28 protein-coding genes are annotated in these 25,696 nt (G+C 69.9%); 20 read left to right on the top strand and 8 right to left on the bottom strand.

All coding sequences use genetic code 11. The features are described from left to right. Positions 1–82 precede the first annotated feature (82 nt). From rpmH to RUR49_RS13560, 16 genes are all read left to right on the top strand, one after another. Positions 83–220, top strand: a complete 138-nt coding sequence (gene rpmH / locus RUR49_RS13635; RefSeq protein ID WP_409146924.1) for a 50S ribosomal protein L34 — start codon at positions 83–85, stop codon at positions 218–220. Between the two features lie 31 nt (positions 221–251). Then, complete coding sequence (gene rnpA, locus RUR49_RS13630; RefSeq protein WP_409146923.1) at positions 252–716, top strand: ribonuclease P protein component; 465 nt, start codon at positions 252–254, stop codon at positions 714–716. Continuing rightward, a complete protein-coding gene (gene yidC, locus RUR49_RS13625; protein WP_409146922.1) occupies positions 713–2,581 on the top strand; it encodes a membrane protein insertase YidC in 1,869 nt (622 codons plus the stop codon). The genes rnpA and yidC overlap by 4 nt, the downstream gene beginning before the upstream one ends. 118 nt (positions 2,582–2,699) lie before the next feature. Next, on the top strand, positions 2,700–3,275 hold the full coding sequence (yihA, locus tag RUR49_RS13620) for a ribosome biogenesis GTP-binding protein YihA/YsxC (RefSeq protein WP_409147144.1): 576 nt from the start codon (positions 2,700–2,702) through the stop codon (positions 3,273–3,275). A gap of 390 nt (positions 3,276–3,665) precedes the next feature. Next, a complete protein-coding gene (locus RUR49_RS13615; RefSeq protein WP_409146921.1) occupies positions 3,666–4,352 on the top strand; it encodes a TetR/AcrR family transcriptional regulator in 687 nt (228 codons plus the stop codon). Further along, positions 4,349–4,903 carry a GFA family protein gene (locus tag RUR49_RS13610; protein ID WP_409146920.1) on the top strand — a complete coding sequence of 185 codons (555 nt, stop codon included), beginning with the start codon at positions 4,349–4,351 and terminating at the stop codon, positions 4,901–4,903. Before RUR49_RS13615 ends, RUR49_RS13610 begins: the two co-directional genes overlap by 4 nt. Next, positions 4,896–5,201, top strand: coding sequence for a DUF6958 family protein (locus RUR49_RS13605; RefSeq protein WP_409146919.1), 306 nt, complete (start codon positions 4,896–4,898; stop codon positions 5,199–5,201). The genes RUR49_RS13610 and RUR49_RS13605 overlap by 8 nt, the downstream gene beginning before the upstream one ends. A gap of 197 nt (positions 5,202–5,398) precedes the next feature. Continuing rightward, positions 5,399–6,229, top strand: coding sequence for an acetylglutamate kinase (argB, locus tag RUR49_RS13600; RefSeq protein ID WP_409147143.1), 831 nt, complete (start codon positions 5,399–5,401; stop codon positions 6,227–6,229). After that, positions 6,226–6,987 (top strand): pyrimidine 5'-nucleotidase, encoded by a 762-nt coding sequence (locus RUR49_RS13595; protein WP_409146918.1) that lies wholly within the window; start codon positions 6,226–6,228, stop codon positions 6,985–6,987. Before argB ends, RUR49_RS13595 begins: the two co-directional genes overlap by 4 nt. Positions 6,988–7,099: 112 nt before the next feature. Continuing rightward, a complete protein-coding gene (gene dapD / locus RUR49_RS13590; RefSeq protein ID WP_409146917.1) occupies positions 7,100–7,945 on the top strand; it encodes a 2,3,4,5-tetrahydropyridine-2,6-dicarboxylate N-succinyltransferase in 846 nt (281 codons plus the stop codon). 78 nt (positions 7,946–8,023) lie between these two features. Beyond that, a complete protein-coding gene (locus RUR49_RS13585; RefSeq protein ID WP_409146916.1) occupies positions 8,024–8,410 on the top strand; it encodes a DUF805 domain-containing protein in 387 nt (128 codons plus the stop codon). Positions 8,411–8,420: 10 nt separating this feature from the next. Beyond that, positions 8,421–9,608 (top strand): succinyl-diaminopimelate desuccinylase, encoded by a 1,188-nt coding sequence (dapE, locus tag RUR49_RS13580; protein ID WP_409146915.1) that lies wholly within the window; start codon positions 8,421–8,423, stop codon positions 9,606–9,608. Then, positions 9,605–10,195 (top strand): hypothetical protein, encoded by a 591-nt coding sequence (locus RUR49_RS13575; RefSeq protein ID WP_409146914.1) that lies wholly within the window; start codon positions 9,605–9,607, stop codon positions 10,193–10,195. Before dapE ends, RUR49_RS13575 begins: the two co-directional genes overlap by 4 nt. 90 nt (positions 10,196–10,285) lie before the next feature. Beyond that, on the top strand, positions 10,286–10,558 hold the full coding sequence (locus RUR49_RS13570; protein WP_409146913.1) for a DUF2312 domain-containing protein: 273 nt from the start codon (positions 10,286–10,288) through the stop codon (positions 10,556–10,558). Positions 10,559–10,653: 95 nt separating this feature from the next. Then, the gene (locus tag RUR49_RS13565) at positions 10,654–11,877 is read left to right on the top strand and encodes a porin (RefSeq protein WP_409146912.1); all 1,224 of its coding nucleotides are present in this window, start codon (positions 10,654–10,656) and stop codon (positions 11,875–11,877) included. A 111-nt stretch (positions 11,878–11,988) separates the two neighbouring features. Beyond that, positions 11,989–13,185 (top strand): porin, encoded by a 1,197-nt coding sequence (locus RUR49_RS13560; protein ID WP_409146911.1) that lies wholly within the window; start codon positions 11,989–11,991, stop codon positions 13,183–13,185. A gap of 23 nt (positions 13,186–13,208) precedes the next feature. Here the strand turns inward: RUR49_RS13560 and RUR49_RS13555 are convergent, their stop codons facing one another. The 7 genes from RUR49_RS13555 to RUR49_RS13525 form a co-directional block, all read right to left on the bottom strand. Further along, complete coding sequence (locus RUR49_RS13555; protein ID WP_409146910.1) at positions 13,209–13,910, bottom strand: ABC transporter ATP-binding protein; 702 nt, start codon at positions 13,908–13,910, stop codon at positions 13,209–13,211. Continuing rightward, on the bottom strand, positions 13,910–14,656 hold the full coding sequence (locus RUR49_RS13550) for an ABC transporter ATP-binding protein (protein ID WP_409146909.1): 747 nt from the start codon (positions 14,654–14,656) through the stop codon (positions 13,910–13,912). The genes RUR49_RS13555 and RUR49_RS13550 overlap by 1 nt, the downstream gene beginning before the upstream one ends. Next, entirely contained in the window at positions 14,653–15,645 is a 993-nt protein-coding gene (locus RUR49_RS13545) for a branched-chain amino acid ABC transporter permease (protein WP_409146908.1), read from the bottom strand. Before RUR49_RS13545 ends, RUR49_RS13550 begins: the two co-directional genes overlap by 4 nt. Positions 15,646–15,677: 32 nt before the next feature. After that, complete coding sequence (locus tag RUR49_RS13540; RefSeq protein WP_409146907.1) at positions 15,678–16,598, bottom strand: branched-chain amino acid ABC transporter permease; 921 nt, start codon at positions 16,596–16,598, stop codon at positions 15,678–15,680. A gap of 80 nt (positions 16,599–16,678) precedes the next feature. Continuing rightward, positions 16,679–17,866 (bottom strand): ABC transporter substrate-binding protein, encoded by a 1,188-nt coding sequence (locus tag RUR49_RS13535; protein WP_409146906.1) that lies wholly within the window; start codon positions 17,864–17,866, stop codon positions 16,679–16,681. Between the two features lie 111 nt (positions 17,867–17,977). Continuing rightward, positions 17,978–19,648 carry a benzoate-CoA ligase family protein gene (locus RUR49_RS13530; RefSeq protein ID WP_409146905.1) on the bottom strand — a complete coding sequence of 557 codons (1,671 nt, stop codon included), beginning with the start codon at positions 19,646–19,648 and terminating at the stop codon, positions 17,978–17,980. A 100-nt stretch (positions 19,649–19,748) separates the two neighbouring features. After that, a complete protein-coding gene (locus RUR49_RS13525) occupies positions 19,749–20,888 on the bottom strand; it encodes an FAD-dependent monooxygenase (RefSeq protein WP_409146904.1) in 1,140 nt (379 codons plus the stop codon). A 146-nt stretch (positions 20,889–21,034) separates the two neighbouring features. Here RUR49_RS13525 and RUR49_RS13520 point away from each other — a divergent pair, with 146 nt between their 5' ends. Continuing rightward, positions 21,035–21,433: an acyl-CoA thioesterase gene (locus RUR49_RS13520; protein WP_409146903.1), complete on the top strand. Its 399-nt coding sequence runs from the start codon at positions 21,035–21,037 to the stop codon at positions 21,431–21,433. After that, on the top strand, positions 21,358–22,242 hold the full coding sequence (locus tag RUR49_RS13515; protein ID WP_409146902.1) for an IclR family transcriptional regulator: 885 nt from the start codon (positions 21,358–21,360) through the stop codon (positions 22,240–22,242). The genes RUR49_RS13520 and RUR49_RS13515 overlap by 76 nt, the downstream gene beginning before the upstream one ends. Positions 22,243–22,257: 15 nt before the next feature. Here RUR49_RS13515 and RUR49_RS13510 read toward each other — a convergent pair whose 3' ends face one another. Beyond that, positions 22,258–22,938 carry a TetR/AcrR family transcriptional regulator gene (locus RUR49_RS13510; RefSeq protein ID WP_409146901.1) on the bottom strand — a complete coding sequence of 227 codons (681 nt, stop codon included), beginning with the start codon at positions 22,936–22,938 and terminating at the stop codon, positions 22,258–22,260. A gap of 256 nt (positions 22,939–23,194) precedes the next feature. Here RUR49_RS13510 and RUR49_RS13505 point away from each other — a divergent pair, with 256 nt between their 5' ends. Beyond that, positions 23,195–24,409 carry an ABC transporter substrate-binding protein gene (locus RUR49_RS13505; RefSeq protein WP_409146900.1) on the top strand — a complete coding sequence of 405 codons (1,215 nt, stop codon included), beginning with the start codon at positions 23,195–23,197 and terminating at the stop codon, positions 24,407–24,409. A gap of 160 nt (positions 24,410–24,569) precedes the next feature. After that, positions 24,570–25,628, top strand: a complete 1,059-nt coding sequence (locus tag RUR49_RS13500) for a Rieske 2Fe-2S domain-containing protein (RefSeq protein ID WP_409146899.1) — start codon at positions 24,570–24,572, stop codon at positions 25,626–25,628. The last annotated feature ends 68 nt before the right edge of the window (positions 25,629–25,696 follow it).

Raw genomic sequence — 25,696 nt, 5'->3', positions numbered from 1 at the left:
CGGCTCCCGGCGGCGCCTCTCATCGTTTCAATCGGGCTCCGAGCGGGCCTCACGGCACGCCGCCCGGGAGCGGAAGAGATCCATGACCAAGCGCACCTATCAGCCGAGCAAGCTCGTCCGCAAGCGCCGCCACGGCTTCCGGGCCCGCATGGCCACCAAGAACGGCCGGCTGGTGCTGAACCGCCGCCGCGCCAAGGGCCGCGCGCGCCTGTCGGCCTGACGCATCGGCCCCGGCCGGCGGTCGTGGCCCGATGACGGGCGAGGCGACGGCGGGCGGGGCGGGCGAACGGGCCGCTGGCTCACCGGCGGAGCGGCTGGCGCGGCTGAAGAAGCGCGCCGAGTTTCTCGCCGCTGCCGGCGGTGCCCGCACGGGCGGCCGCGGCGTGATGATGCAGGCCCGGCCGCGCGGCGACGGTGCCCCCCCCCGCGTCGGCTTCACGGTGACGAAGAAGGTCGGCAACGCGGTCGAGCGCAACCGCATCCGCCGCCGGCTGCGCGCCGCCGTCGAGCGCTGCGCCGCCGCCGCGACGCCGGGCTGCGACTACGTGCTCGTGGCGCGGCGCCCGGCGATCACTATGTCTTTCGAGGCCCTCGTTGCCGAACTCGCGGCCGGCTTCGACCGGCTCGCCCGGCCACGGGGCGAAGTGCCGTCTCCGCGCCGACGCTCCGGTGGCGGGCGAGCGACCCCCGATCCGACCCGCGAGACGACGTCATGATGGAAAACAAGAACATGCTGCTCGCGATCGCGCTGTCGATCGCGGTGCTGCTGGGCTGGCAGTATTTCTACGTGTCGCCGCAGATGGAGCAGCAGCGGGCGCAACTGGCGCAGCAGCAGGCGCAGCAGCAGGCAACCGCGCCGCAGCCGACGACGGCCGCACCCGGCGCCGACGGCGTGCCGGTGCCGCCCGGTGCTGGCGGTGCCCCCGCCGTGCCCGGCGCCGCGCCGGCCGCCGGTGCGGTCCCCGGTGCCCCCGCCAACCGTGCCGCCGTCCTGGCCGCGACGCCGCGCGTGCCGATCGACACCCCCTCGCTTTCCGGCTCGATCAACCTGCGCGGCGCCCGCCTCGATGACGTTCGGCTGAAGAAGTATCGCGAGACCGTCGACCCGCAGAGCCCGACGATCGTGCTGTTCTCGCCTGCCGGCGCGGCCGACGCGTACTATTCCGACTTCGGCATGGTGGCCGACGCCGGCGCCAACGTGGCGCTGCCGGCCGCCGACACCGAGTGGACGGTGGAGAGCGGCTCGACGCTGACCGCCGAGACCCCGGTCACGCTCGCCTGGGACAACGGCGCCGGCCTCGTCTTCCGCCGCACCTTCTCGGTCGATCCGGACTACATGTTCAACGTCAGCCAGTCGGTGGAGAACCGCGGCGAGACGCCGGTGACGCTCTATGGCTACGGCCGCATCGTCCGCGACGGCGTGCCCCACACCTCCGGCTTCTTCGTGCTGCACGAGGGCCCGATCGGCGTCTTCGGCGATGCCGGCGTCACCGAGCTTTCCTATTCGGACGTGCAGGACGACGGCGCGCTGAAGCAGCCGACCGTCACCTCCGGCTGGCTCGGCTTCACCGACAAGTACTGGGCGGCGACGCTGATCCCGGAGGGCGACCGCACCTTCAATCCCGCCTTCCGCCACGACGTGCCGACCGGTGGCGGCGACCGCTTCCAGGCCGACTACCTGACCGACGGCCTCGCCGTCGCCCCCGGCGCTACCGCCAGCCTCGACACCCGCGTCTTCGCCGGTGCCAAGGAGGTGTCGATCGTCGACGGCTACCAGGACAACCTCGGCATTCACAATTTCGAGCTTCTGATCGATTGGGGATGGTTCTACTTCATCACCAAGCCGATGTTCTTCCTGATCGACTTCTTCTACCGGCTGGTGGGCAACTTCGGCGTGGCGATCCTGCTGGTCACGGTGCTGATCAAGCTGGCGTTCTTCCCGCTCGCCAACAAGTCCTACGTCTCGATGAGCCGCATGAAGCTCGTGCAGCCGCAGATGCTGGAGATCCGCGAGCGCTTCAAGGACGACAAGGTCAAGCAGCAGCAGGCCTTGATGCAGCTCTACAAGGACCAGAAGATCAACCCGCTGTCGGGCTGCCTGCCGATCGTTGTGCAGATCCCGGTGTTCTTCGCGCTCTACAAGGTGCTGTTCGTCACCATCGAGATGCGGCACGCGCCGTTCTTCGGCTGGATCCGGGATCTCGCGGCGCCCGATCCGACGACGATCTTCAACCTGTTCGGGCTGATCCCGTGGGATCCGCCGCAGCTGCTGATGCTCGGCATCTGGCCGATCATCATGGGCATCACGATGTTCCTGCAGATGAAGCTCAACCCGACGCCGCCGGACCCGGCGCAGGCGATGATCTTCAACTGGATGCCGGTGATCTTCACCTTCATGCTGGCGTCGTTCCCGGCCGGCCTCGTCATCTACTGGGCCTGGAACAACACGCTGTCGGTGATGCAGCAGGCCTTCATCATGAAGCGCCAGGGCGTGAAGATCGAGCTGTGGGACAACATCACGGCGCTGTTCAAGAAGAAGCCGAAGCCGACGTCGACGACGCCGACGACTCCCAGCAAATGAGCCGGGCGACATGAGCCGTCCACCGGACGAGGTGCACCTGCCGCCCGACGCCCCGGCGCCGAGCGCCGAGGCGCTGGAGGCGGGGCGGCTCCTGTTCGCCCGGCCGTGGCGGTTCGTGATGGGGGCGCCGTCGCTGAAGTTCCTGCCGCCGCTGGAGGGGCCGGAGATCGCGTTTGCCGGCCGCTCCAACGTCGGCAAGTCAAGCCTGATCAACGCGCTCGTCGGCCAGAAGGACCTCGCCCGCACCTCGAACACGCCGGGACGGACGCAGGAACTCAACTTCTTCCGCCCGGAGGATACCGAGGCCGACCTGACGCTGGTCGACATGCCGGGCTACGGCTATGCGGCGGCGCCAAAGGACCGGGTCGACGCCTGGACGCGGTTCGTCTTCGGCTACCTGCGCGGCCGCCAGACCCTGAAGCGCGTCTATCTCCTGATCGATTCCCGCCATGGCCTGAAGGAGAACGACGGCGAGGTGCTGTCGATGCTCGACCGGGCGGCGGTGTCCTACCAGATCGTGCTGACCAAGGCCGACAAGCCCAAGAAGGGCGGCCTGGAGGCCGTCGTCGCCGCCACCGCCGCTGCCGTGGCGCGCCGTCCGGCCGCCTATCCCGGCATCATCGCGACCTCGAGCGAGACCGGCCTCGGGCTGGACCTCCTGCGCGCGGCGATCGCCACGACGGCGTCGGAGTAGGAGGGGCGGGGGGCGACTTGCGCCGCCCGGCTTCGCCCGTTTCCTTTTCCGCGACCGGTCCCTTCCCCGCGACCGTTCGCTCCCGACCTTCCCGCCCTCTCGAGGTCATTCCCGGCCTTGTGCCGGGAACCCATGCAGCGCCGCCGCGCACGAGGCGCCATGCTGAGGTCGGCGCTCGCCGAGAGGGATGGGTTCCCGGGACACGCCCGGGAATGACTGCGGAGGGGGAGGGCGCCAGGACGGGCGCTCGCGGGCTCTCCAGCACCGGTCTCCGGCAGCGATTGCCAACGAGAGATCGCCGAGGACGGACGGGATGTTGACGGACGCGCCCGCAGGGACCGCTCCAGAAACTGTCTTCCCATTATACCGACCATCCGGTATGCTTGCCCCATGTCGCGCCCCACCAAGCTCCATCCCGACCGCGGCGATGCCCGCCGGCGCCTTCTCGAAGAGGCCGTCGACGTCATCCGCGCCAAGGGCTTCGCCGCGACCTCGGTCGACGATCTCTGTCGCGCCGCCGGGGTGACGAAGGGCGCCTTCTTCCATCACTTCGCGAGCAAGGAGGCGCTCGGCGTGGCGGCGGCCGAGCACTGGGCGGAGACGACGACGGCCTTCTTCGCGGCGGCGCCCTACCACGAACCCGCCGACCCGCTCGACCGCGTGCTCGCCTATGTCGCCTTCCGCAAGGCGATCGTCTCGGACGACATCACGGACTCGAGCTGCCTCGTCGGCACGATGGTGCAGGAGGTGCATCAGAGCGCCCCGGCGATCCGCGATGCCTGCGCCGCCAGCATTTTCGGCCACGCCGGGACACTCGAGGCCGACATCCGCCAGGCGATGGCTGAGCGCGGCATCGTCGCCGACTGGACGGCCGAGAGCCTCGCCCGCCAGACCCAGGCGGTGGTGCAGGGGGCACTGGTTCTCGCCAAGGCCGGCGACGACCCGGTGCTCGCCCGCGACAGCCTCGACCACCTCGACCGCTACATCCGCCTGCTGTTCGGCGTGGCGGCGCCCGGGCCCGACAGGACCGGGGAGGCCCACACGCCCGCGACCGTCGCGGCCGGGGTGCCGGCATGACCGCCGTCGCCGCCGGGGCGGGCACGCCGCTCGCCTGCCGCTGCGGGACCGTTCGTCTCGCCGTGCACGGGCAGCCGATCGTTGCCGCCGAATGCCATTGCGACAGCTGCCGGGAGGCCGCCCGGCGGCTTGGCGGACTCCCCGGCGCGCCGGACGTGCGGGCGGCGAATGGCGGGGTACCCTACGTGCTCTGGCGCAAGGACCGCGTCCGCTTCCTCGCCGGCGCGGAGCGGCTGCAGGAGTTCCGGCTGACGCCGGGATCGAAGACCCGCCGCGTCGTCGCCGGCTGCTGCGCCACGCCGATCTTCACCGAGTTCGAGAGCGGCCACTGGCTCAGCCTGTTCTCGTCGCTCTGGCCAGGCGGGACGCGGCCCGCGCCGGAGATCCGCACCATGACGGGCGACCGGCCCTCGGGAACCGTCCTCGACGCCAGCGTGCCGAACGCCCGTCGCCACACGGCGTCCTTCATGCTGAGGCTGCTCGCCGCGTGGGTGGCGATGGGGTTTCGCGTCCCGAAGGTGACCGTCGCGGGGGGAACGCTCGATGCCTGAAGCCGACAGGATCGCCATCGAGAACGTCGTCTCGCCCGGCCGGACCTATCGCGTCGACCGCGCCAAGTACGAGGCGATGCGGGCCGCGCTCCTCGCCGTACTGCCGGCCGGGCCGCCCGGGATGACCCCGGCCGAGGCGCAGCGGGCGCTCCTGCCGCATCTGCCCGCCGACCACTTCCCCGGCGGTGCCAAGGCCGGCTGGTGGATGAAGGCGGCGCAGCTCGATCTCGAGGCAAAGGGCGTCATCGCCCGCGCGCCGAAGCCGCCGGTGCGGCTCTTCCGCGTCGTTGGAGGCTGAGCCGCCGCGCCCGGCTGCCAGCCACCGCATCGGCTGCGTCTTTCGCCCGAAGCGGGCTCTTCTGTCCGTCGCACGGAGCGGCTATGGAGAGCCGCGGCGGGCGCGAGGCACGGGAGAGCGGCATGGCGGCAGAGACGAACGGCAGCAGCGACGACGCGGTGTCGCGGGCGCGCATCATCGCCGAATCCCTGCCCTACATGCTGCGCTACGACGAGGAGACCGTCGTCGTGAAGTATGGCGGTCACGCCATGGGCGACGCGGCGCTCGGCCGTGCCTTCGCCGAGGACGTGACGCTGCTGAAGCTCGCCGGGATCAACCCGGTCGTCGTCCACGGCGGCGGGCCGCAGATCGGCGCCATGCTCGAGCGGCTCGGCATCAAGAGCGAGTTCCGCGGCGGCCTGCGCGTTACCGACAAGGCGACGGTGGACATCGTCGAGATGGTCCTCGCCGGTTCCATCAACAAGGAGATCGTCGCCTCGATCAACGCCGTCGGCGGCCGCGCCGTCGGCCTGTGCGGCAAGGACGGGCGGATGGTGACGGCGCGCAAGCTGACGCGCACCACCATCGACCCGGATTCCAACATCGAGAAGATCCTCGACCTCGGCTTCGTCGGCGAACCGGCCACCGTCCGCCGCGAGGTGCTCGACGTTTTGGCGAAGAGCGAGATCATCCCGGTGCTCGCCCCCGTCGCCCCCGGCGAGGACGGCGAGACCTACAACGTCAACGCCGACACCTTCGCCGGTGCGGTGGCTGGCGCGCTCAACGCCAAGCGGCTCCTGTTCCTCACCGACGTCGCCGGCGTGCTCGACAAGGACAAGACCCTCATCAAGGAGCTCACCGTCGCCGAGGCGCGCCGGCTGATCGCCGACGGCACCGTGTCGGGGGGCATGATCCCGAAGGTCGAGACCTGCATCGAGGCGATCGAGCGTGGCGTCGAGGGCGTCGTCATCCTCGACGGCAAGGTGCCGCACGCCGTGCTGCTCGAGCTCTTCACCGAGGGCGGCGCCGGCACGCTGATCACGCCGTGACGGTCGCAGCTCCCGTGCGGTCCGATCTCTCGCGCTTCGCCGGGGTCGATACCTGGATCTTTGACCTCGACAACACGCTCTATCCGCCGTCGACGGCGCTCTTCCCGCAGATCGAGGTGAAGATGCGCACTTTCGTCGGGCGCCTGCTCGATCTCGACGAGGCCGAGGCGCGGGCGCTGCAGAAGCAGTACTACCGCCGCTACGGCACGACGCTGCGCGGGCTGATGACCGAGCACGGCGTCAAGCCGGAGGACTTCCTCTCCTTCGTCCACGACATCGACCACAGCGCGCTCACGCCGGACCACCGCCTCGCCGAGGCGCTCGCCCGCCTGCCGGGCAAGCGCTACATCATGACGAGCGGGTCGCGGTCGCACGCGAGCGCAGTCGCGAGCCGGCTCGCCATCGAGCACCACTTCGACGACGTCTTCGACATCATCGCCGCCGACTACATCCCGAAGCCGGCGGCCGAGACCTACGACCGCTTCTGGAAGGCGACCGGCATCCGGCCGGAGCGGGCGGCGATGTTCGAGGACCTCGCCCGCAACCTCGAGACGCCGCACGCCTTCGGCATGCGCACCGTCCTCGTCGTGCCGCCGGAGGAGGGCGGCCACGAGGACCCGGAGCTTCCGGACTGGGAGCGCGCGGGGCGCACGGCCGCCCATATCGAGCACGTCACCGACGACCTCGCCGGTTTCCTCGAGGCCGTGCTCGACGTGATCGGCGCCCCGGCACCGGCCTCCGCCGCCGTGGCGCGTTGACAGCGGCCCCTCCGCCGATATGGTCCGCCGGCCCGCCGCGCGTGCGGGTTGCGCGGCCTTTTTGGCCCGCCGACACGAACGACGCCCGCTGGGGCCCTCAGGAAACCGCCCGATGACCGACCTCGTCACGCTCGCCGCCACCGTCGACGCCGCATTCGAGGACCGCGCCAACGTCGGTCCGCAGACGACCGGCCCGGTGCGCGAGGCGGTCGAGACGACGCTGTTGCTGCTCGATTCCGGCGAGATCCGCGTCGCCGAGCCGGACGGCGACGGCTGGATGGTCAACCAGTGGGCGAAGAAGGCGGTGCTGCTGTCCTTCCGCCTCGCCGCGATGGAGGCGATCTCCGGCGGCCCGGGCGGCGCGCCGTGGTGGGACAAGGTGCCCTCGAAGTTTCTCGGCTGGGGGCAGGCGGAGTTCGAGGCGGCCGCCTTCCGCGCGGTGCCGGGCGCGATCGTCCGCCGCTCCGCCTACATCGCGCCGGGCGTCGTGCTGATGCCGTGCTTCGTCAACCTCGGCGCCCGCGTCGGCGAGGGCACGATGATCGACACCTGGTCGACCGTCGGCTCGTGTGCGCAGGTCGGCCGCAACTGCCACATCTCCGGCGGCGTCGGCCTCGGCGGCGTGCTCGAGCCGCTGCAGGCCGGCCCCGTCATCATCGAGGACGACTGCTTCGTCGGCGCCCGCTCGGAGGTCGTCGAGGGCGTCGTCGTCGGCAAGGGCTCGGTCTTGTCGATGGGCGTGTTCATCTCCGCCTCGACGAAGATCGTCGACCGCGAGACGGGCGAGGTGTTCATGGGCAAGGTGCCGCCCTATTCGGTGGTTGTGCCCGGCGCGCTGCCTGGCAAGCCGCTGCCGGACGGCTCGCCCGGCCCGTCGCTGTCGTGCGCCGTCATCGTCAAGCGCGTCGACGAGCGCACCCGCGCCAAGACCTCGATCAACGAGCTCTTGCGCGACTGATGCGCCCGTCCCATTGGCAAGGCGCCTGCGCGCGCCTAGCTGAGGGACCCGAACCCGAAAAACCCGGAACGAGCCCAGATGGCGCCGCCGAGCCCGACTGCCCCCCGTGCCGCCACCGTCCCGTGGGTTCTGTTCGGCCTCGACGGCCGCATCGGCCGGCAGGCCTACTGGCTGGCGTTCCTGCTCACCATCGCGCTGATGAGCATCGCCTTCACGCCCTACCGCGCCGGCCTGCCACAGGAGCCGGACCTCTACTTCCTGGTCCTCGCCGGCATCGGCCTGTGGATGGAGGTGGCGCTGGTGATGAAGCGGCTGCACGATCGCGGACTGTCGGGCCTGTTCGCGCTGCTCCTGCTCGTCCCGCTCGTCAACATCGGTGTCGTGATCTTCGTCGGGCTGATGCCGGGCGACCCAGGGCCGAACCGCTTCGGGCCGCACACCGACAGCCGCGGGCGATTCGGGTGAGGCGGCGGCGATGAGCGCGCCGAGCGAGGCCCCCGGCGTCGTCGAGATCGCCCGTGATCTCCTGCGCGTGCCGAGCCTGACGCCGGCCGGCCCGGACGCCTTCGACATCGTCGAGGCCTGGCTTAAGGCCGCCGGCTTCACCGTCCGCCGCCGCGTCTTCTCCGAGCCCGGCACCACCGACACGATCAATCTCTGGGCCGAGATCGGCGAAGGCCGGCCGCACCTCGCCTTCAACGGCCACCTCGACGTGGTGCCGCCCGGGCCGGAGGCGCGCTGGCGCCACGGCCCGTTCTCCGGCGACCTCGCCGGCGGCGAGCTCTGGGGCCGCGGCGCCGTCGACATGAAGGGCGGCGTCGCCGCCTTCCTCGCCGCAGCCATCGCCTACGTCACCGCGAACCGGAGCGGCCACCTTTCGATCCTGCTCACTGGTGACGAGGAGGGGCCGGCCGTCAACGGCACCCGCAAGATCGTCGACTGGTGCGCGGCCGAGGGTGCCGCCTTCGACGCGGCGATCGTCGGCGAGCCGACCTCGATCGCCCGCCTCGGCGACAACCTCAAGATCGGCCGGCGCGGCTCGCTGTCGGGCACCGTCACCGTCACCGGCGTGCAGGGCCACGCCGCCTACCCTGAGCGCGCCGCCAACCCGGTGCCGCCGCTGCTCGCCATCGCCGCGGCCCTGAACCACCCACCGCTCGATGCCGGCACAGCCCACTTTGCGCCATCGAACCTCGAGATCGTCTCGGTCGACGTCGGCAATCCCTCGTGGAACGTCATCCCCGGCGAGGCGCGGCTGCGCTTCAACGTCCGCTACAACGACACCTACAGCCGCGACACGCTGCCGGACGAACTCGCCCGCCGCGTCGCCGCCGTGGCGCTGCCGGCGGGGATATCGGCCACGCTGGCGATCGAGCCCGGCTACGGCGACGTCTTCCTCACCGAGCCCGGCCCGTTCGTCGAGGGTCTGACGGCGGCGATCGCCGAGGTCACCGGCCTGACGCCGGAACTCGGCACCGGCGGTGGCACGTCGGACGCGCGCTTCCTCAAGGACCTCTGCCCGGTGGTCGAGTTCGGCCTCGTCGGCACCACCATGCACCAACTCGACGAGCGCGTGCCGGTGGCCGAGCTCGAGGCGCTCACCGACATCTACGGCCGCTTCCTGGCGCGCTTCTTCGCCGTCGACGGGGCGGGCGCGCGGTGACGACGGCCGACTTCCGCGCCGGTATCGAGGCGGCGGTGGCGCTGCTCTTCGGCAAGCCGGGGGCACTCGGCCGCTTCGACGTGTCGCTGGAAGGCTTCTGGCGTTCGTTTGCCGCGATCGTGCTGGTGCTGCCGAGCTTCGCGATCTCGCTGATGGCGGTGTGGCGCGGCCAGATGGAGCAGTTGCCGGCCGAGGCGGTCGATGTGCCGTGGCTGGGCTTTGTGCTGGAGCGTGTCGTCTCCCTCGGACTCGCCTGGGTGGCGCTGCCGCTGGTGCTGGCGCTCATCGCCGGCCGGCTCGGGCTCAGCGGGCGCTACGTGCCGTTCATCGTCGCCCGCAACTGGGCCGAGCCGGTGGTTTCGGCGTTCTATGCCGTGCCGGCGCTGTTCTACGCCGCCGGCTTCATCGACAGCGACGTCGCCGCCTTCATCAGCCTTCCCGTGCTCTTCGTCGCCCTGCACTACCTCTACCGCATCGCCCGCCAGACCCTCGGCGCGACCATCAGCCTCGCGATCGGGGTGGTGGTGCTCGACCTGCTGCTCGGGCTTCTCGTCAGCGAGACGGTGAGCCGCCTCTGGCCGGCTTGACCCGAAAGGCCGTTTCGCGCCATCCCTCCGGCCCGCTTCCGTTCCCCGTCCGACCCACCTTTCCCGCCGACCTTCCCTGAGGAGCCACGTATGGAACCCACCGATTCCGGTCCCGGCGGTTTCGCCGCCGGCCAGCTGAAGTCCTTCGTCGAGCGCATCGAGCGGCTCGAGGAGGAGAAGAAGACGATTTCCGACGACATCAAGGACGTCTACGGCGAGGCGAAGGCGAACGGCTTCGACGTGAAGATCCTCCGGCAGGTCATCCGCCTCCGCAAGCAGGACGCCGACGAGCGCTCCGAGCAGGAAACGCTGCTCGACCTCTACATGGCCGCCCTCGGCATGCTGCCAGGCTCGAACGCCTGATGTCGCTGGTGGCGGGCCATCCGGCTGTCGCCACCGCCACCCGCGTTGACCGGCGCCGTCCCCTCCGCCACCTTGCCAATGGGCGGAAACGGGTGATGGGCAAAGCCGACGAAAATCGACCGTCCCGAGCCTGGGCGACTTGGGCCCTGATGCTCGGCGTCGGCCTTCCCGGGTTCACAGACGCAGCGCGGGCCGGCGACCTGCCGGCCGAGCCCGCCGCCATCACCTACGTGCGCGCCTGCACGGCCTTCGGCGACGGATACCTCGTCGTCCCCGGCACCGACACCTGCTTCCAGATCAACGGCTACACGGTGGCCGAATGGCACATCTTTGGCGGCGACAAGGCGTCCCGCCAGCCGGGCTTCTACGGCGACCAGGATGCCAACGTCGGCTACATCAAGGCGAACCTCGCCTGGAACGCAGCGACCAACACCGAGATCGGCCTCGTCCGCACCTACGCGAAGCTCGAGCTCGTCGACACGGCGACGTTCGGCGGCCTCGTCTACAATCTGAAGGCCGCCTACGTGGAGTTCGGCGGCCTGACCTTCGGCCGGCTGCAGTCGATGTTCGACTTCATCACCGGCACCACCTACGCCGATCTCTACGAGCCCGCCTGGTCCGACAGACAGAACACCGTCCTTGCCTACACGGGCACGCTCGGAGAGGGCCTGACGGCGACGCTGTCGATCGAGGACGCCGTCACCCGCCGCACCGGCATCATCGGCGTCGGCGGTGGCGATTGGGGATATGCCCCGGGCGCCCGCATGCCCGACATCGTCGGTGCGCTCGCCTTCGAGCAGGGCACCACCCAGGCGAAGCTGATGGCGGTGCTGCACGAGGTCCGCGCCAACCGCCGCGCCACGGCGGCCGAGATGGGCTGGACGGTGGCTGCCGGCGCGATCTTCGACGTGCCGTTCACCGGCAAGGGCGACCAGGCGATGCTGCAGGCCTCGATCGGCCAGGGCGCGCTCAACTACAACGCCACCAACCCGATCGGCCCCGGCCGCCTCTTCGCCGGTGCCGATGCCCGCGTTGTCGGCCGGCGGCTGGTGCTTGCCGACGTCTGGGCGGTCGGGGCGGTGTACGACCACTACTGGACAACCGAATGGGTAACGGAGCTGAACGGCTCCTTCCTCGACGTCGACCAGGCCGGCCGCCGATACGACTTCCGCAACATCGACGCGCAGCTCAATTTGTCATTCGCGCCGGTCGACGGGCTGAAGTTCACCAGCGAGGCCGAGTACAAGTACATCGACCGTTCGCAGGGCAAGGACGGCGAGGCCTTCGTCATGATGTTCGTCGTCGAGCGCGGATTCTGAGGAAGGCCGCAGGGGCGTGTCTCCGCGCCGGCGCGCGTTGACCCTCTCGGCTCCGCCCGCCACTCTCGCCGCTCGCGGGGGATTCGGATGCGGCGTCGTGTGCGTGAAAGGGTGAGCCGACCGGCAGGCTGGGGCGCGGCGACCTTGATCGCGGGCGCGCTGGCGTCTCCCATCGCAGCTTTCGCCACGGACCTTCCCGCCGAGCCGGCGCCGATCACCTACGTGCGCGCCTGCAACGGCTTCGGCGAGGGCTTCCTCGTCATACCCGGCACCGACACCTGCTTCGAGCTCAACGGTTACCTCGTCGCCGAGTGGCACATCTTCGGCAGCGACAAGGCCTCGCGACAGCCCGGCTGGTATGGCGACCAGGACGCCAATACCGGTTACATCCGCTATGACTTCTTCTCGAACTCCGCCACCAACACCGAGTACGGGCTGCTGCGCAGCTACGCCAAGGTCGAGCTCGTCGAGACGCCGCCATACGGCCTCATCGGCACGCTGAAGTGGGCCTACATCGAGTTCGGCGGCCTCACCGTCGGCCGCAAGCAGTCGATGTTCGACTTCTTCACCGGCAATACCTACGAGGACTACTTCGAGCCCGCGTGGTCGGACACGCAGAATATGGTCGCCGCCTACACCGCCCGCCTCGGTGGCGGCCTCGCGGCGACGCTGTCCCTCGAGGACAATCTCGGCCGCCGCGACGGCATCATCGGGGGCGGCGGCAGTCCCGACGGCTATGGCGGCGCCCGCTTCCCCGATCTCGTCGGCGTGCTGTCCGCCGAGGGAACCTGGGGCCAGGCGCAGGTGATGGCGGCCCTGCACGAGGTGCGCGCCCGTCGCGCCGCGGCCGGGTCGCAGATGGGCTGGGCGCTTGCCGCCGGCACGACGCTGAACGTGCCGTTCACCGGCAAGGGCGACCAGTTCACCCTGCAGGCCTCCATCGGCCAGGGTGCGCTCAGCTACAACGCCACCAACCCCATCGGCCCCGGCCCTGGCTTCGAAGGCGCGGACGCGCGGGTGCTCGGTGGCAACCGCCTGGTGCTCGCCGACATCTGGGCGGTCGGCGCCGAGTTCGACCACAACTGGAGCGACAAGTGGGTGAGCGAGCTGAACGGCTCCTTCCTCGACGTCGACCAGGCCGGCCGCCGCTACGACTTCCGCAACATCGACGCCCAGCTCAACCTCTCCTTCGCCCCGGTCGACGACCTCAAGTTCACCGCCGAGGGCGAGTACAAGTACATCGACCGCACGAAGGGCCGCGACGGCAACGCCTTCGTCATGATGTTCGTGGTGGAGCGCGATTTCTGAGACGGCCGGTGGGCCGTCCCAGGCTAGACGGTCAGGTACTGCGTCAGCCGCTGCGGGTCGCCACCGACGTCGGCGAGCGTGCCGGACCAGCCGATCCGGCCCCTTTCGATGACATAGAAGCGATCGACCAGGGTGGCGAGATGCCGGACGTGCTTGTCGACGATCAGGATCGACTGCTCGAGGGCGCGCAGGCGCTTGAGGCAGATCCAGATCTGGTCGCGCACCACCGGGGCGAGGCCCTCGGTCGCCTCGTCGAGGATGAGGAGCTCCGGGTTCGTCATCAGCGCCCGGCCGATAGCCAGCATCTGCTGTTCGCCGCCGGACAAGAGGTTGCCGTGGGCGTGCCGACGCTCGGCGAGGCCGGGGAAGAGCTCGTAGACCCGCTCGAGCGTCCACGGGTCCGACCGTCCGGCCCGGTTCGCCGCGGTCACCAGGAGATTCTCCTCGGCCGTCAGGTTGGGGAAGATCTGCCGGCCCTCCGGCACGAGCCCGACCCCGGCGCGGGCGACGCGGGCGGCGGAGCGGCGCGACAGCGCCTGGCCCTTGAAGCGCACCTCGCCGTCCCACGCCGGCAACAGGCCCATCACCGTGCGGATGGTCGTCGTCTTGCCCATGCCGTTGCGTCCCATCAGGCAGATCGCTTCGCCCGCGCCGATCTCGAAGGAGAGGTCGAACAGCACCTGTGCCTTGCCGTAGCCGCCCGACAGACCGCGAACCTCCAGCATCAGTCGTCCTCCCCGAGATAGGCGTCGCGAACGGCGGGATGGCTGCGGATCTCGTCCGGCGTGCCGACGGCGATGACGGCGCCGCGCACGAGCACCGTGATGCGGTCGGCGAGGCCGAACACCGCCTCCATGTCATGCTCGACGAGAACGACTGTCGTGCGCCCCTTGAGGGCACGCAGCGCCGTCGTCATGGCGCGGCCCTCCTCCGGGCCGAGGCCCGCCATCGGCTCGTCGAGGAGCACGAGCTTCGGCGTGCCGAGGAGGGCGATCGCGAGCTCGAGCTGGCGCTGCTCGCCGTGGCTGAGGTTGGCGACTGGCTCGTCTGCGCGGCGCTCGAGACCGGCGCGCGCGAGGGCGGCGCCCGCGACGGCGAGGAGCCTCGGATCGCGCCGAACGGGTGGCCAGAGGCGGAAGCCGTGGCCCTCTTTGGCGGCGGCGCCGACGAGGACGTTCTCGAGCACGGTAAGGTCGCGCGCGAGGGTCGTGATCTGGAACGAGCGCGCGAGGCCGCGGCGGGCGCGGGCGTGCGGCGGCAGGTGGGTGATGTCCTCGCCGGCGACTCGGATCGCGCCCTTGTCCGGCGCAAGCTCGCCGAAAAGCTGGCAGATCAGTGTCGTCTTGCCGGCGCCGTTCGGACCGATGACGGCGTGGAGCTCGTTCTCGGCGACGGTCATCGAGACGTCCGCGGTGGCGCGCAGGCCGCCGAAGGACTTCTCGAGGTGGGAGACTTCGAGCGCGGCGGTCATCGGCCCCTCCGGGTGATGAGGCCGACGAGCCCGCCGCGCGCCCACAGCACCACCGCGATCAGGAACAGGCCGAACCAGAAATGCCAGTAGATGGTCAGCGAACCGAACACCTCCTCGATGAGGAGAAAGACGGTCGCCCCCACCAGCGGGCCGGCGAGCGTGCCGACGCCGCCGAGGATGATCATGAACAGCAGTTCGCCGGATCGCGACCAGCTCATCATCTCCGGTGTCACGAAGGTCGAGAAGTTGGCATTGAGGAACCCCGCCAGACCGCAGAGCGTGCCGGCGATGACGTAGGCCACGAGACGGTAGCGGAAGGGGTCGAAACCGACGGCGGCAGCGCGGCGCTCGCTCTCCTTGGCCGTCGTCAGAACGAGGCCGAAGCGCGAGGCGCGCAGCAGGACGAGGACGGCGAGGCCGAGGGCGAGGGCACCAAGGGTGACGTAGTAGAGGACGAGACGGTCGTCGAGATCGAGCGGCGCGGGGAACTGGCTGCGCATGTCGATCGTCAGGCCGTCGTCGCCGCCATATTCCTCGAGCCCGACCAGCAGAAAGTAGATCATCTGCGCGAAGGCCATGGTGATCATGATGAAGTGGACGCCGCGGGTGCGCAGCACCACGAGGCCACTCGCGAGCGCCCAGAGGGCGCTGATGCCGAGGGCGAGGGCGAGCTGGGTGAAGCCGTCCTCGACGCCGTAGAAGGCGGCGATGCCGACCGCGTAGCTGCCGATGCCGAGGAAGGCCGCGTGGCCGAAGCTGACGAGCCCGGCCGCGCCGACCAGGAAGTTGAGGGAGCTCGCGGCGAGCGCGAGGATCAGGGCGCGGTTGATGACGTCGATCCAGAATGGTGCGCCGACGAGGGTCAGCACGGTCGGTGCGGCGGCGGCGGCGGCCAGCAGGGCCAGCGTCAGGCCGGTGTCGAGGGTGATGCGGCGCGCCGGCAGCGTGACCGGTGGCGCCGCGACGGCAGCGGAGATCGGCGCAGACATGGCTCGGTTCCCTGTCGCTCGCCCGCCGTCCATCATCGCGTCGCCGGCGGGAACAGGCCCGCGGGACGGAAGACGAGGACGACGGTCATCGTGAGGTAGATGAGGATCGACGCGAGCGCGGGGCCCGCGGCGGAGGCGAAGCTCGGCGAGACCAGCGCGCCGAGGGCCGTCGGCAGGTAGGCCCGGCCGAGGGTGTCGACGAGGCCGACGCCGAGCGCCGCGATGAAGGCGCCGCGGATGGAGCCGACGCCGCCGACGATGATGACGACGAGGGCGAGGATGACGATCTGGTTGCCCATTCCGATCGAGGTGCCGGTGACCGGGGCGACGAGCATGCCGGCGAGGCCCGCGAGCACCGCGCCGATGCCGAAGACGAGGGCGAAGACGAGCCGCGTCTCGACGCCGAGCGCCCGCGCCATCGGCTCGTTCGAGGCCGCCGCGCGGACCAGCATGCCGGCGCGGGTGAACGAGATGACCGCCCAGAGGATTGCGGCGACCGCCAGTCCGACGGCGACGACGAACAACCGGTAGGCCGGCAGCACGATGCCGCCGAAACCGACCTGGCCCGACAACATCTCGGGGAGCGGCACCGAGAGCCCCTCCGGCCCCCACAGATACTTCACGGCCGTGTCGAAGCAGAGGATCAGGCCGAAGGTGGCGAGCACCTGGTCGAGATGGTCGCGGGCGTAGAGGCGGCCGGCGACGGCCCATTCGACCGCCAGCCCGACGATGAACGCCGCCGGCAGTCCGGCGAGGAGCCCGAGCAGGAAGGAGCCGGTCTCGATCGCCACCGTCGCCGAGACATAGGCGGCGACCATGTAGAAGGCGCCGTGGGCGATGTTGATGAAGTTCATGATGCCGAAGACGAGCGACAGGCCCGCGGCGAGCAGGAACAGGATCAGCCCGAGCTGCAGCCCGTTCAGGACCTGGTTGGCGAAGAGGATGAGATCCATCGGAACGTCCCGGCGGCGAATTTCGAGAACGGGTTCATGGGCGCGGCGCGGGCGCCGCGCGGCCGCGCCCGGTCGGCTGCTCAGCCCGAGAGCTTGCAGTCGCCGACATAGGGATCGGGGGTGTTCTCGAGCACGACCTCGCCCGCCTTCAGCGTCCAGCGGCCGGCCGCGTCGACGACCACTTGCTGGGCGTAGTAGCGGTCGATCGGGAAGTTGTTGGCGCCGAGGCTGTAGCGGCCGCGCACCGAATCGTAGTTCGCCGCCTTCAGCATCGTCCGCACCTTGGCGGTATCGGCGACGTCGCCGCCCGACTGCTCGACGGCGGCCTTGATGTAGGGGATGAGGTCGTAGGCGGCGGCGGCGTAGTTCGACGGCAGGCGGCCGTACTTCTTCTCGAAGTCGGCGACGAAGCGCTTGTTCGTCGGGTTGTCGAGATCGGGCGACCAGTAGTCGGCTGCCTCGGTGCCGATGACGCTGTTGACACCCGCTTCCTGGAGGCGGGGCAAGGACAGCTGGTCGACGGTGTAGACGCTGTAGAGCTTCACCTCGCCCGACAGTCCCGCCTGGTCGTATTGGCGGGTGAAGGCGGCGGCGGCCCGGCCGGGATAGAAGACGAAGATCGCGTCGGCGCCGCTCGCCCGCGCCTTGGCGAGCTCGGCCGAGAAGTCGAGCTGCGGATCTTCGCCCCATTTGGTGAAGTCCCGGCCGACCATCTCACCCGCGAAGGTGCGCTCGACGCCGGCGACCATGTCCTTGCCGGCGGCGTAGTTCGGGGCCATCGCGTAGAGCTTCTTGACGCCGTCCTTGTTCATCACCTCGCCGAGGGCCATCGGCACCATGTCGTTCTGGCCGCGCACCGAGAAGAAGTTCTCGTTGCAGAGCTTGCCGGCGATGTCCGACGGGCCGGCGTTCGTCGAGATGAAGATCTTGCCGGAATCGAGGATCGGCCGCCGCGCCGCCAGAAGCACGTTCGACCAGTTGAAGCCGGCGATGATGTCGACCTCGTCCTGGTTGAGGAGCTTCTCGGCCTTCTGCTTGCCGAGCTCGGGCTTGGTGCCGTCGTCCTCGATGACGAGCTCGATCGGCTTGCCGGCGATGGTGCCGCCGACGTGCTCGACCGCGAGGTTCACCGCGTCGACGACGTCCTGGCCGATCACCGCCGAAGGGGTGGTGAGGGTGGTGACGAGGCCGATCTTGACGGTATCTCCGGCGAAAGCCGGGCTTGCGGCCAGCGCCGCCAGCGAGGCGGCGATGAGGGTGCGCTTCATGGCTGTTCCTCCGTCTGGTGGGGTTTTGGGCGCCGCCGTTCAGAGGGCGGTTCTCAAGGTGTCAGATTTCGCGAAGGCGAGGGCGCAGGGCCGAGGCCGGCGCCTGGATGTTCACGCCGCATCTCCTGATAGTACGACCGGCATCTTCAGGATCGCCTGGCGGTCGACCTTGCCGGTGCCGGTCTTCGGCAGGTCGTCGACGAAGGTGACGATCCGCGGATATTTGTGGGGAAGCAGCATCGTCTTGACGTAGTCCTGCAGGAGGCGGGTCAATTCGCCGGGGTCGGCACCGGGCTGCCGCAGCACGACGACTGCCTTCAGGGTGGTGCGGCGGTCGGGAAGCTCGATCGCGGCGACGGCGCATTCCTTCACCGCCGGGTGCTCGGCGAGACAGAGCTCGACCTCGAGCGGATAGACCCACTGGCCGGACACCTTGACGAGGTCGTCGGCGCGGCCGCGGAAGAAGTAGAAGCCGTCCTCATCGCGCACGAAGCGGTCGCCGGTGTAGATCCAGCCGTCCTCGCGCATCGTCTCGGCGGTCTTGTCGGGACGGTTCCAGTAGGTCGGCGCGTTGGAATCTCCGCGCACCCAGAGGATGCCCTCCTCGCCGTCGGCGACGGCGGCGCCGGCCGGGTCGCGCAGCGCGATCTCGTAGCCGGGCACGCGCCGCCCGGCGGCGCCGAGCTTCTTGGCGTCGACCGTGTTCGACAGATAGATGTGCAGCACCTCGGTCGAGCCGAGGCCCTCGACGATCTCGAGCCCGGTCATCGCCTTCCAGGCGTTGAAGACGTCGGCCGAGAGGATCTCGGCGGCCGAGACGGCGAGCCGCAGCGACGAGAGCTCCGCCGTCGCCGCCTCGGCCGACTTCGTCAGCGCGGTGTAGAGCGTCGGCAGCCCGAACAGCACCGTCGGCTTGAAGCGGGCGATGGCGTCGAAGACGGCGGCCGGTCGCGGCTGTCCCGGCAACAGCAGGGTCGCGGCACCCGCGGCGTAGGGGAAGGTGATCGCGTTTCCGAAGCCATAGGCGAAGAAGATCTTCGGCACGGAGAAGCAGACGTCGTCTTCCCCGAGCCGCAGGATCGTCTCGGCGTAGGAGGCGACGGTGTAGGCCATGTCGTGGTGGAGGTGGACGATGCCCTTTGGCCGGCCGGTGCTGCCGGAGGAGTACATCCAGAACGCCATGTCGTCCCGGTGGGTGTCGGCGGGGGCAAGCGTCGACGGATGGGCCGCCGTCCGGTCGGAGAGCGCCTCGGCGCCGGCGAGGTCGGCGGGGCAGGGACCGTTGGCGACGAGGATTTTGGCGAGGTCGGTGCCCTCCGTGGTCGCGGCACCGAAGTGGGCGGCGAAGGTGGCGTCCGTCACGGCGATGCGGGCGCCGGAGTCCTGCAGGTAGAAGCGCAGCAGATCGGGCGGCGTCAGCGTGTTGACGAGGATCGGCACCGCCCCGATGCGGAGCGCGCCGAAGACGGCGGCGGGATAGACGGGCGTATCGTCGAGGAAGAGCACGATCCGGTCGCCGGGGCCGGCGCCGAGCGACAGCAGAGCGTGGCCGAACCGGCAGGCATCGGCGGCGAGTTCGGCATAGGTGCGCTCGCCCCCCGGTCCGACGACGGCCGTCCGGTCGCCGCGGCCGCGGTCGAGGTTGTCGAACAGGATGGCGCTCGCGTTGTAGCGCTCCGGAACCGAGAACCCGATCTCGCGCGCGCCCGGACAGTCGCGGGGCACCGCATCGCGGATCGCCCCGGCCGGCGCCGCCGCCTCGGCGACGATGTCGATCGTCATCGCGTCTCTATCCCTCTCTGTTCGAAGGCGTTTTCTTGTCGAAGACGGGTGCTCGTGAGGACGACTGCTCGCCGACGGCGCGTCTGGCCGACGACGATCGTCAGGCGGCGGCGACGGGGCGTTCCGCGTCGTAGCGGGCCATGAACCCGGGTGACATCTGCCGGAGCCGCTGGTCGTCGATGCGGCCCGAGCGGGTGATGTAGCTGCGGGCGAGATCGATCGGCGAAAGCCGCATGTGCGCCGGGAAGTGCTCGTACCAGTCGGCCGAAGTGCGGGCGGCGCGGACGAGCTTCTCCACCACCGGCCGCCGCTCCGCCTCGTAGCGCTCGAGCCCGGCCCTGACGTCGCCCGGGCTCTCGTCGAGGGCCTTCACGAGGGCGATGACATCCTCGAGGGCGAGCCGCGTGCCGGAGCCGATCGAATAGTGCGCGGTCCGGAGGGCGTCGCCGACCAGCACCATGTTGCGGTGCGACCAGCGCTCGTTCCAGATCCAGGGGAAATTGCGCCAGGTCGACTTGTTGGCGACGAGCGGGTGGCCGTCGAGGACTTCGGCAAAGACGGCTTCGCAGCGCGAGCGCGCTGCCTCGGGATCGAGATGGTCGAAGCCGGCACCCAGCCAGGTGGCACGGTCGCACTCGACGATGAAGGTGCTCATCCCCGGCGCATAGCGGTAGTGGTGCGCGTTGAAGGTGCCGTCCGGGCTCTCGACGAAGGTCTGCGTCAGCGTTTCGAAGCGCTTCGTCGTGCCGAACCAGACGAACTTGTTGTCGAGGTAGCTGACGGAGGTGCCGAAGTCGCCCTCGAAGCTGCGCCGGACCAGCGAATTGACGCCATCGGCGGCGACGATGAGGTCGAAGTCTTTGAGGCCGTCCAGCGACTGCAGCGGTGTCGAAAAGCGCGGCACCACCCCGACGGTGGCGAGCCGGCTCTGCAGCAGCTGCAGCAGGTGCAGCCGGCCGATCGCAGAGAAGCCGACGCCGTCGATGGTGACGGTCTCGCCGCGGTGGACGAGCGTCATGTCGCGCCAGCTCTCCATGTCCGCGGCGATGAGGTCGGCGGTGTCGGGATCGTCGAGGCGCAGGAAGTCGAGGGCGCGGTCGGAGAACACGACGCCGAAGCCGAAGGTCGACCCGGCGGCGTTCTGCTCGAACAGCACCACCTCGGCCTCGGGATGCCGACGCTTCCAAAGATAGGCGAAGTAGAGCCCGGCGGGACCGCCGCCGAGAACCGCGATGCGCATGGGGCGCCTCCTGATGCTTCCTCTGCCCCACGTTGCCGGCCGGTTTCGGTGGCCTGACCATGGATGCGACTTTTGCGTATGATACAAATCATTGCGCGATACGCAATAACTATCCGCACGGAAGCGGCGCAACCGGGAGGATGAGGATGTTCGAGAACCGCCTGACGGTGGAGTGGGGGGATTGCGACGAAGCCGGAATCGTCTTTTATCCCAACTACTTCTACTGGCTGGACTGCACCTTCCAGCGCCTCCTGCGCAGCCGCGGGCTGAGCCAGCGCGAGCTCACCCGCCGCTTCGGTGGGGTGACGCCCTTGGTCGACGTCGGCGCCACCTTTCGTCGACCGTCGCGCTATGACGACGAGCTCGCGATCAGCGCCGAGGTCGTCGAGTGGGAGGAGAGGCGGTTCAAGCTGTGCTATCGGGTGAGCCGCGACGGCGATCTCGTCGCCGAGGCCTTCGAGGTTCGGGCATGGGCACTGATCGACGCGGACGGACGGGCACGCGGCGCCCCGATCCCGCCGGAGCTGCGGGACCTGCTGAGCTGACCGCCGTCGACGAGGGCGAGGAGACGCGGGACGCGAACGCCCGGGGCGGGATCCAGTCGCTCGACGCGGCGCTGTCGGTCCTGCGGGCGCTCGCCGGCTTTCCCGGCCCCGTGACGCTCACCGACATCGCGCGCGCCGCCGGCATGCCGGCGAGCAAGGTGCACCGCTACCTCGCAAGCTTCATCCACGCCGGCTTCGTGGTGCAGCGCGAGCGCTCGGGCCGGTATGATCTCGGCCCGTTTGCGAGCGAGTTCGGCCTCGCCGCCCTCGCCCGCAACGACTTCGTCAACCGCGCCGCTGACGGGCTCGAGGAGCTCAGCCAGGAGACCGACCTCACCTCGCTGTTGACCGTGTGGGGCAACCGCGGCGCCACCGTCGTGCGCTGGCAGCGCGTGCCGAGCTTCACCGTCACCTCGCTCGGCCTCGGCAGCACGCTGCCGCTGCTCACCTCGGCGAGCGGACGCGTCTTCCTCGCCTTCCTGCCGCGCCGGCTGACCGAGAGCCTCCTGCGCCTCGAGATCGAGCGTGCGCTCGCGGCGGGGATCGAGTGGCCGGACGTGTCGCCGCGGGAAGACAGCATCGCCGCCCTGATCTCGGACACCCGGGCGCGCCGTCTCGCCAGCGTCGACGGCCGGTTCGTGCCGGGGTTGCGCGCCGTCGCGGCACCGGTGACCAACTGGCAGGGCGAAGCGGAGGTGGTCGTCACCCTCATCGGCACGGAGGAGGCGATCCTCGCCTCCGACAGTGCCGCACGCCGCCACCTGTCGGCATTCGCCCGCCGGTTGTCAGTGCCGCGCTGCGAAGAGTGAACGGCCGCCGCGCGGTCAGGCGCGCCGGCGCGGCCGCTTCGGCGCCCGCGGCCCGGCGACAGCCGCTGTCGTCGCATCGCCGCCGCGGACGAGTTTCACCCGGCCGAGCCAATCGTCGATCAGCCGCCGGTATTCCTCGGCATCGTTCTGCCAGATGCGGTTCGTCGCCATGCCGCGCAGGAGGTTGAGCGTCAGTCGCAGATCGATTTCCGTCTGTGTCCGGTCGTAGCCGGCCCGCACCAGCGCCTCGAGCCAGGTGCGGCGCATGCCGTCGTGAAAGCGCTGCAGCACCGGGTGGATCTTGGCGAACAGCGCCGGATCGCTGCGCGCGGCGAGGACGACCTCGAGGGCGGCGATGAACGGCCAGTCGAAATAGATCGACAGGCAGTCGTCGACATAGTCGCGCAAGGGTTCCTGCGAGCAGCTGGCCGCCTCCGCGCGCTGCTGGCCGAGCTCGCCGCAGCGCTCGTAGACATAGGCGGTGGCCGCGATCACGAGGTCGGCCTTCGTGGGGAAGTGATGCACCCGGGCACCGCTCGTCACGCCGGCGCGGGCGTCAACGAGGGCGGTGGTCAGGCCGGCATAGCCGCTCTCGAGCAGCACGTCGATGGTGGCGCGGAGCAGTTTCTCGCGGGTCTCGCGGCTGCGCGTCTCCTGCGTCCGTCGCCGCAGCCGATCCGGTTTTTCCTCAAGCACGCACGCGTCCCCGTTTCCTAACCATCATAACCCCAACCATCCCGGCCGCATGCTCGCGATCGACATTTCAGAACGGTTCGAGCCTCTTGACAAAAGATACCGATCAATCGGTATATATCAGAAGCCCAGGGTGGGGGCGGCCGAAAACCAAGAAATCACCCGGGATGGAACCCGCCGGCCGAGCGCCGGGCGCCTCGCCGGCGCCCTGAGACGTCCGGCACGCCGGCGCCCGATGTCGCGGCGCCCAGGAGGATCAATGCTGAAACGCTCGCGGTCGCTTCTCGCGGCCACCGCCGCCGTGTCCACCGTGGTCATGGCCGCGGCCACCATCCCCGCTGGCGCCGCCGAAGACGAGATCAAGGTCGGCGTCGTCACGACGCTCACCACCCCGGCATCCGTCATCGGTCGCGAAGTCCAGGACGCGATGACCCTCGCCCTCGAAGAGATGGGCGGCACCATCGCCGGCAAGCCGGTGCGCCTGATCTTCGAGGACGACGGGCTGAAGCCGGTCGTCGGCCGCCAGAAGACGGAAAAGCTGGTGCGCCAGGACGAGGTGGACTTCATCACCGGCTACATCTGGTCGAATGTGCTGCTCGCCTCGCGCCGGGCGGCGCTCGACGCCGACACCTTCCTGATCAGCGCCAATGCGGCGCCCTCGGACATGGCCGGAAAGCTGTGCGACCCCGACTTCTTCTCGATGCGCGGCCAGGGCGACGTCATGTCGATGGCCCTCGGCGAGGAACTGAACAAGCGCGGTGTCAAGAAGATCTACACGATGGCGCCCAACTATGCCGCCGGCAAGGACGTCGTCGCGGGGCTGCTGCGGACCTACAAGGGCGAAGTTGTCGGCCAGGACTTCACGAAGTGGGGTGACGACCCGCAGCTCGACTTCTCGGCCGAGTTCGCCAAGGTGCGCGCGAGTGGCGCCGAGGCACTCTTCGCCTTCTATCCCGGCCGCGCCTCGGCCTTCATGACACAGTTCGAGCAGGCCGGGTTGAAGGACACGACCAAGCTCTTCACCGTCTATACCATCGACAACATCGCCCTGCCGAACCTGCAGAAGGGCAACGTCACCGGTGCCCTCGGCTCGAGCCTCGTCGACTACTGGTATCCGGCGCTCGAAACCGAAGAGAACACGCGCTTCGTCGCAGCGTTCCAGCAGAAGTACGAGCGCCTGCCGTCGAACTATGCCGCCGCGGCCTACGACGTGCTGCCACTGATCAAGTCCGCGGTGGAAGCGGCCGGCGGCGACCTCGCCGACCGGGATGCCGTCCGCAAGGGCCTCGAGGCGGCCGACTTCGCCTCCGTGCGCGGCAAGCTCGTCTTCGGGGCCAACCACATGCCGCTCGACAACTACTACGCCCTCGACGTCGAGGCCGGGGCCGACGGCACCTGGGGCGTCGTCTCCAAGGGCCTGGTGCTGGAGCGCGGCGCCGATCCCTACGCCGCCGAGTGCAAGATGGGCTCCTGAGAGCCGCACCGCCGGCGCCACGCGGCTGGTCCCACGATCGTTCGCCGGCTCCGTGGCCGGCGAACGACGCGGTCGGCCCCCGGAGAGGGGCGCCCGCATTGCCGGTATCGACCGTGACGCGGTGCCGGCCCGACCGACCGTCCCAACCGGGAGAACGGCCTTGGAATTTCTACAGAACACCTGGTACTTCGCCGCCTGGGGCGCCGACATCGAGCCCGGCAAGCTGTTTGCGCGGACGTTGCTCGGCAAGCCGCTCGTGTTCTTCCGTCCGTCCGGAGGAGCTGTCGTCGCGCTGGACGACCGCTGCGCCCACCGGGCGGCGCCGCTGTCGATGGGGCGCCTCGACGGCGACCGCGTCGTCTGCGGCTACCACGGGCTCGAGTTCGACGGCAGCGGCGCCTGCGTCCGCAATCCGCACCCGTCGGGGCGCATCCCGGCGGCGGCGCGGGTGCGCAGCTATCCGGTGGTCGAGCGCCACACCGGCCTATGGATATGGCTCGGCGACGAGGCCGCCGATCCGGCCCTGATCCCGGACTTTTCCAAGCTCGACGACACCGGGCCGAGCGTCACGCGCCGCGACCACATGGTGATGGACGCGGCCTATGACCTCATCGTCGACAACCTGCTCGACTGCAGCCATACGAGCTTCCTGCACGAGGGCATCCTCGGCAACCAGCCGATGATCGCGGCGCCGACCGAAGTCCGGCAGAGCGGCCGGACCCTCAACGTCATCCGCACCGCCCGCAACGTGCCGCCGCCGGGCATGTTCGACATGCTCTTCCGCCAGGACGGCGCGCCGGTCGATTGCTGGACCGATTTCCGCTGGGATCCGCCGAGCTGCCTTCTGCTCGATGTCGGCGTGACGCCGCCCGGGCGCCCGAAGGAAGAGGGTACCGGCTATTTCGGCACCCACATCCTCACCCCCGAGACCGAGCGCACCACCCACTATCAGTTCGCCGCAACGCGCTGGAACATCCGCGCCGGCTCCGAAACCGAGGAGATGCGGCAGAAGATCTCCGACCTGCGCCGCTTCGCCTTCGAGGAACAGGACGAGCCGATGATCCGCGCCCAGCAGCGCATCATCGACCTGACGCCGCCGCACGAGCTGAAGCGCGTGCTGCTCGAGACCGACGCCGGTGTGGTGCACTGGCGCCGCATCATCGACGAGATGATCGCCGCCGAGCGCCGACCGTCGGAGCGTCTCGCCGTCGGCGCCTGACCCCCGGCCCCTGCGCAACGTATGCTCCGGGCCGTCCGACGCCGCCCGGGGCGCCGGAAGAGTGCGCG

The sequence above is a fragment of the Pseudoxanthobacter sp. M-2 genome (assembly GCF_046156265.1).
Taxonomy (GTDB): domain Bacteria; phylum Pseudomonadota; class Alphaproteobacteria; order Rhizobiales; family Segnochrobactraceae; genus CAMDHY01.
The sequence above is the reverse complement of the archived record's forward strand: the minus strand, read 5'-3'. Positions and strand labels throughout refer to the sequence as shown.

Bases quoted from the DNA above. Each gene is read 5' to 3' on its own strand.
- RUR49_RS13550 (WP_409146909.1), bottom strand. From the start codon at position 14,656: ATGACCGCCGCGCTCGAAGTCTCCCACCTCGAGAAGTCCTTCGGCGGC.
- RUR49_RS13585 (WP_409146916.1), top strand. From the start codon at position 8,024: ATGGCGCCGCCGAGCCCGACTGCCCCCCGTGCCGCCACCGTCCCGTGG.
- RUR49_RS13555 (WP_409146910.1), bottom strand. From the start codon at position 13,910: ATGCTGGAGGTTCGCGGTCTGTCGGGCGGCTACGGCAAGGCACAGGTG.
- RUR49_RS13615 (WP_409146921.1), top strand. From the start codon at position 3,666: ATGTCGCGCCCCACCAAGCTCCATCCCGACCGCGGCGATGCCCGCCGG.
- RUR49_RS13570 (WP_409146913.1), top strand. From the start codon at position 10,286: ATGGAACCCACCGATTCCGGTCCCGGCGGTTTCGCCGCCGGCCAGCTG.
- RUR49_RS13525 (WP_409146904.1), bottom strand. From the start codon at position 20,888: ATGCGCATCGCGGTTCTCGGCGGCGGTCCCGCCGGGCTCTACTTCGCC.
- dapE (WP_409146915.1), top strand. From the start codon at position 8,421: ATGAGCGCGCCGAGCGAGGCCCCCGGCGTCGTCGAGATCGCCCGTGAT.
- RUR49_RS13545 (WP_409146908.1), bottom strand. From the start codon at position 15,645: ATGTCTGCGCCGATCTCCGCTGCCGTCGCGGCGCCACCGGTCACGCTG.
- RUR49_RS13530 (WP_409146905.1), bottom strand. From the start codon at position 19,648: ATGACGATCGACATCGTCGCCGAGGCGGCGGCGCCGGCCGGGGCGATC.
- dapD (WP_409146917.1), top strand. From the start codon at position 7,100: ATGACCGACCTCGTCACGCTCGCCGCCACCGTCGACGCCGCATTCGAG.
- yidC (WP_409146922.1), top strand. From the start codon at position 713: ATGATGGAAAACAAGAACATGCTGCTCGCGATCGCGCTGTCGATCGCG.
- RUR49_RS13520 (WP_409146903.1), top strand. From the start codon at position 21,035: ATGTTCGAGAACCGCCTGACGGTGGAGTGGGGGGATTGCGACGAAGCC.
- RUR49_RS13610 (WP_409146920.1), top strand. From the start codon at position 4,349: ATGACCGCCGTCGCCGCCGGGGCGGGCACGCCGCTCGCCTGCCGCTGC.
- yihA (WP_409147144.1), top strand. From the start codon at position 2,700: ATGGGGGCGCCGTCGCTGAAGTTCCTGCCGCCGCTGGAGGGGCCGGAG.
- RUR49_RS13515 (WP_409146902.1), top strand. From the start codon at position 21,358: ATGGGCACTGATCGACGCGGACGGACGGGCACGCGGCGCCCCGATCCC.
- rpmH (WP_409146924.1), top strand. From the start codon at position 83: ATGACCAAGCGCACCTATCAGCCGAGCAAGCTCGTCCGCAAGCGCCGC.
- rnpA (WP_409146923.1), top strand. From the start codon at position 252: ATGACGGGCGAGGCGACGGCGGGCGGGGCGGGCGAACGGGCCGCTGGC.
- RUR49_RS13540 (WP_409146907.1), bottom strand. From the start codon at position 16,598: ATGGATCTCATCCTCTTCGCCAACCAGGTCCTGAACGGGCTGCAGCTC.
- RUR49_RS13505 (WP_409146900.1), top strand. From the start codon at position 23,195: ATGCTGAAACGCTCGCGGTCGCTTCTCGCGGCCACCGCCGCCGTGTCC.
- RUR49_RS13565 (WP_409146912.1), top strand. From the start codon at position 10,654: ATGGGCAAAGCCGACGAAAATCGACCGTCCCGAGCCTGGGCGACTTGG.
- argB (WP_409147143.1), top strand. From the start codon at position 5,399: ATGCTGCGCTACGACGAGGAGACCGTCGTCGTGAAGTATGGCGGTCAC.
- RUR49_RS13605 (WP_409146919.1), top strand. From the start codon at position 4,896: ATGCCTGAAGCCGACAGGATCGCCATCGAGAACGTCGTCTCGCCCGGC.
- RUR49_RS13535 (WP_409146906.1), bottom strand. From the start codon at position 17,866: ATGAAGCGCACCCTCATCGCCGCCTCGCTGGCGGCGCTGGCCGCAAGC.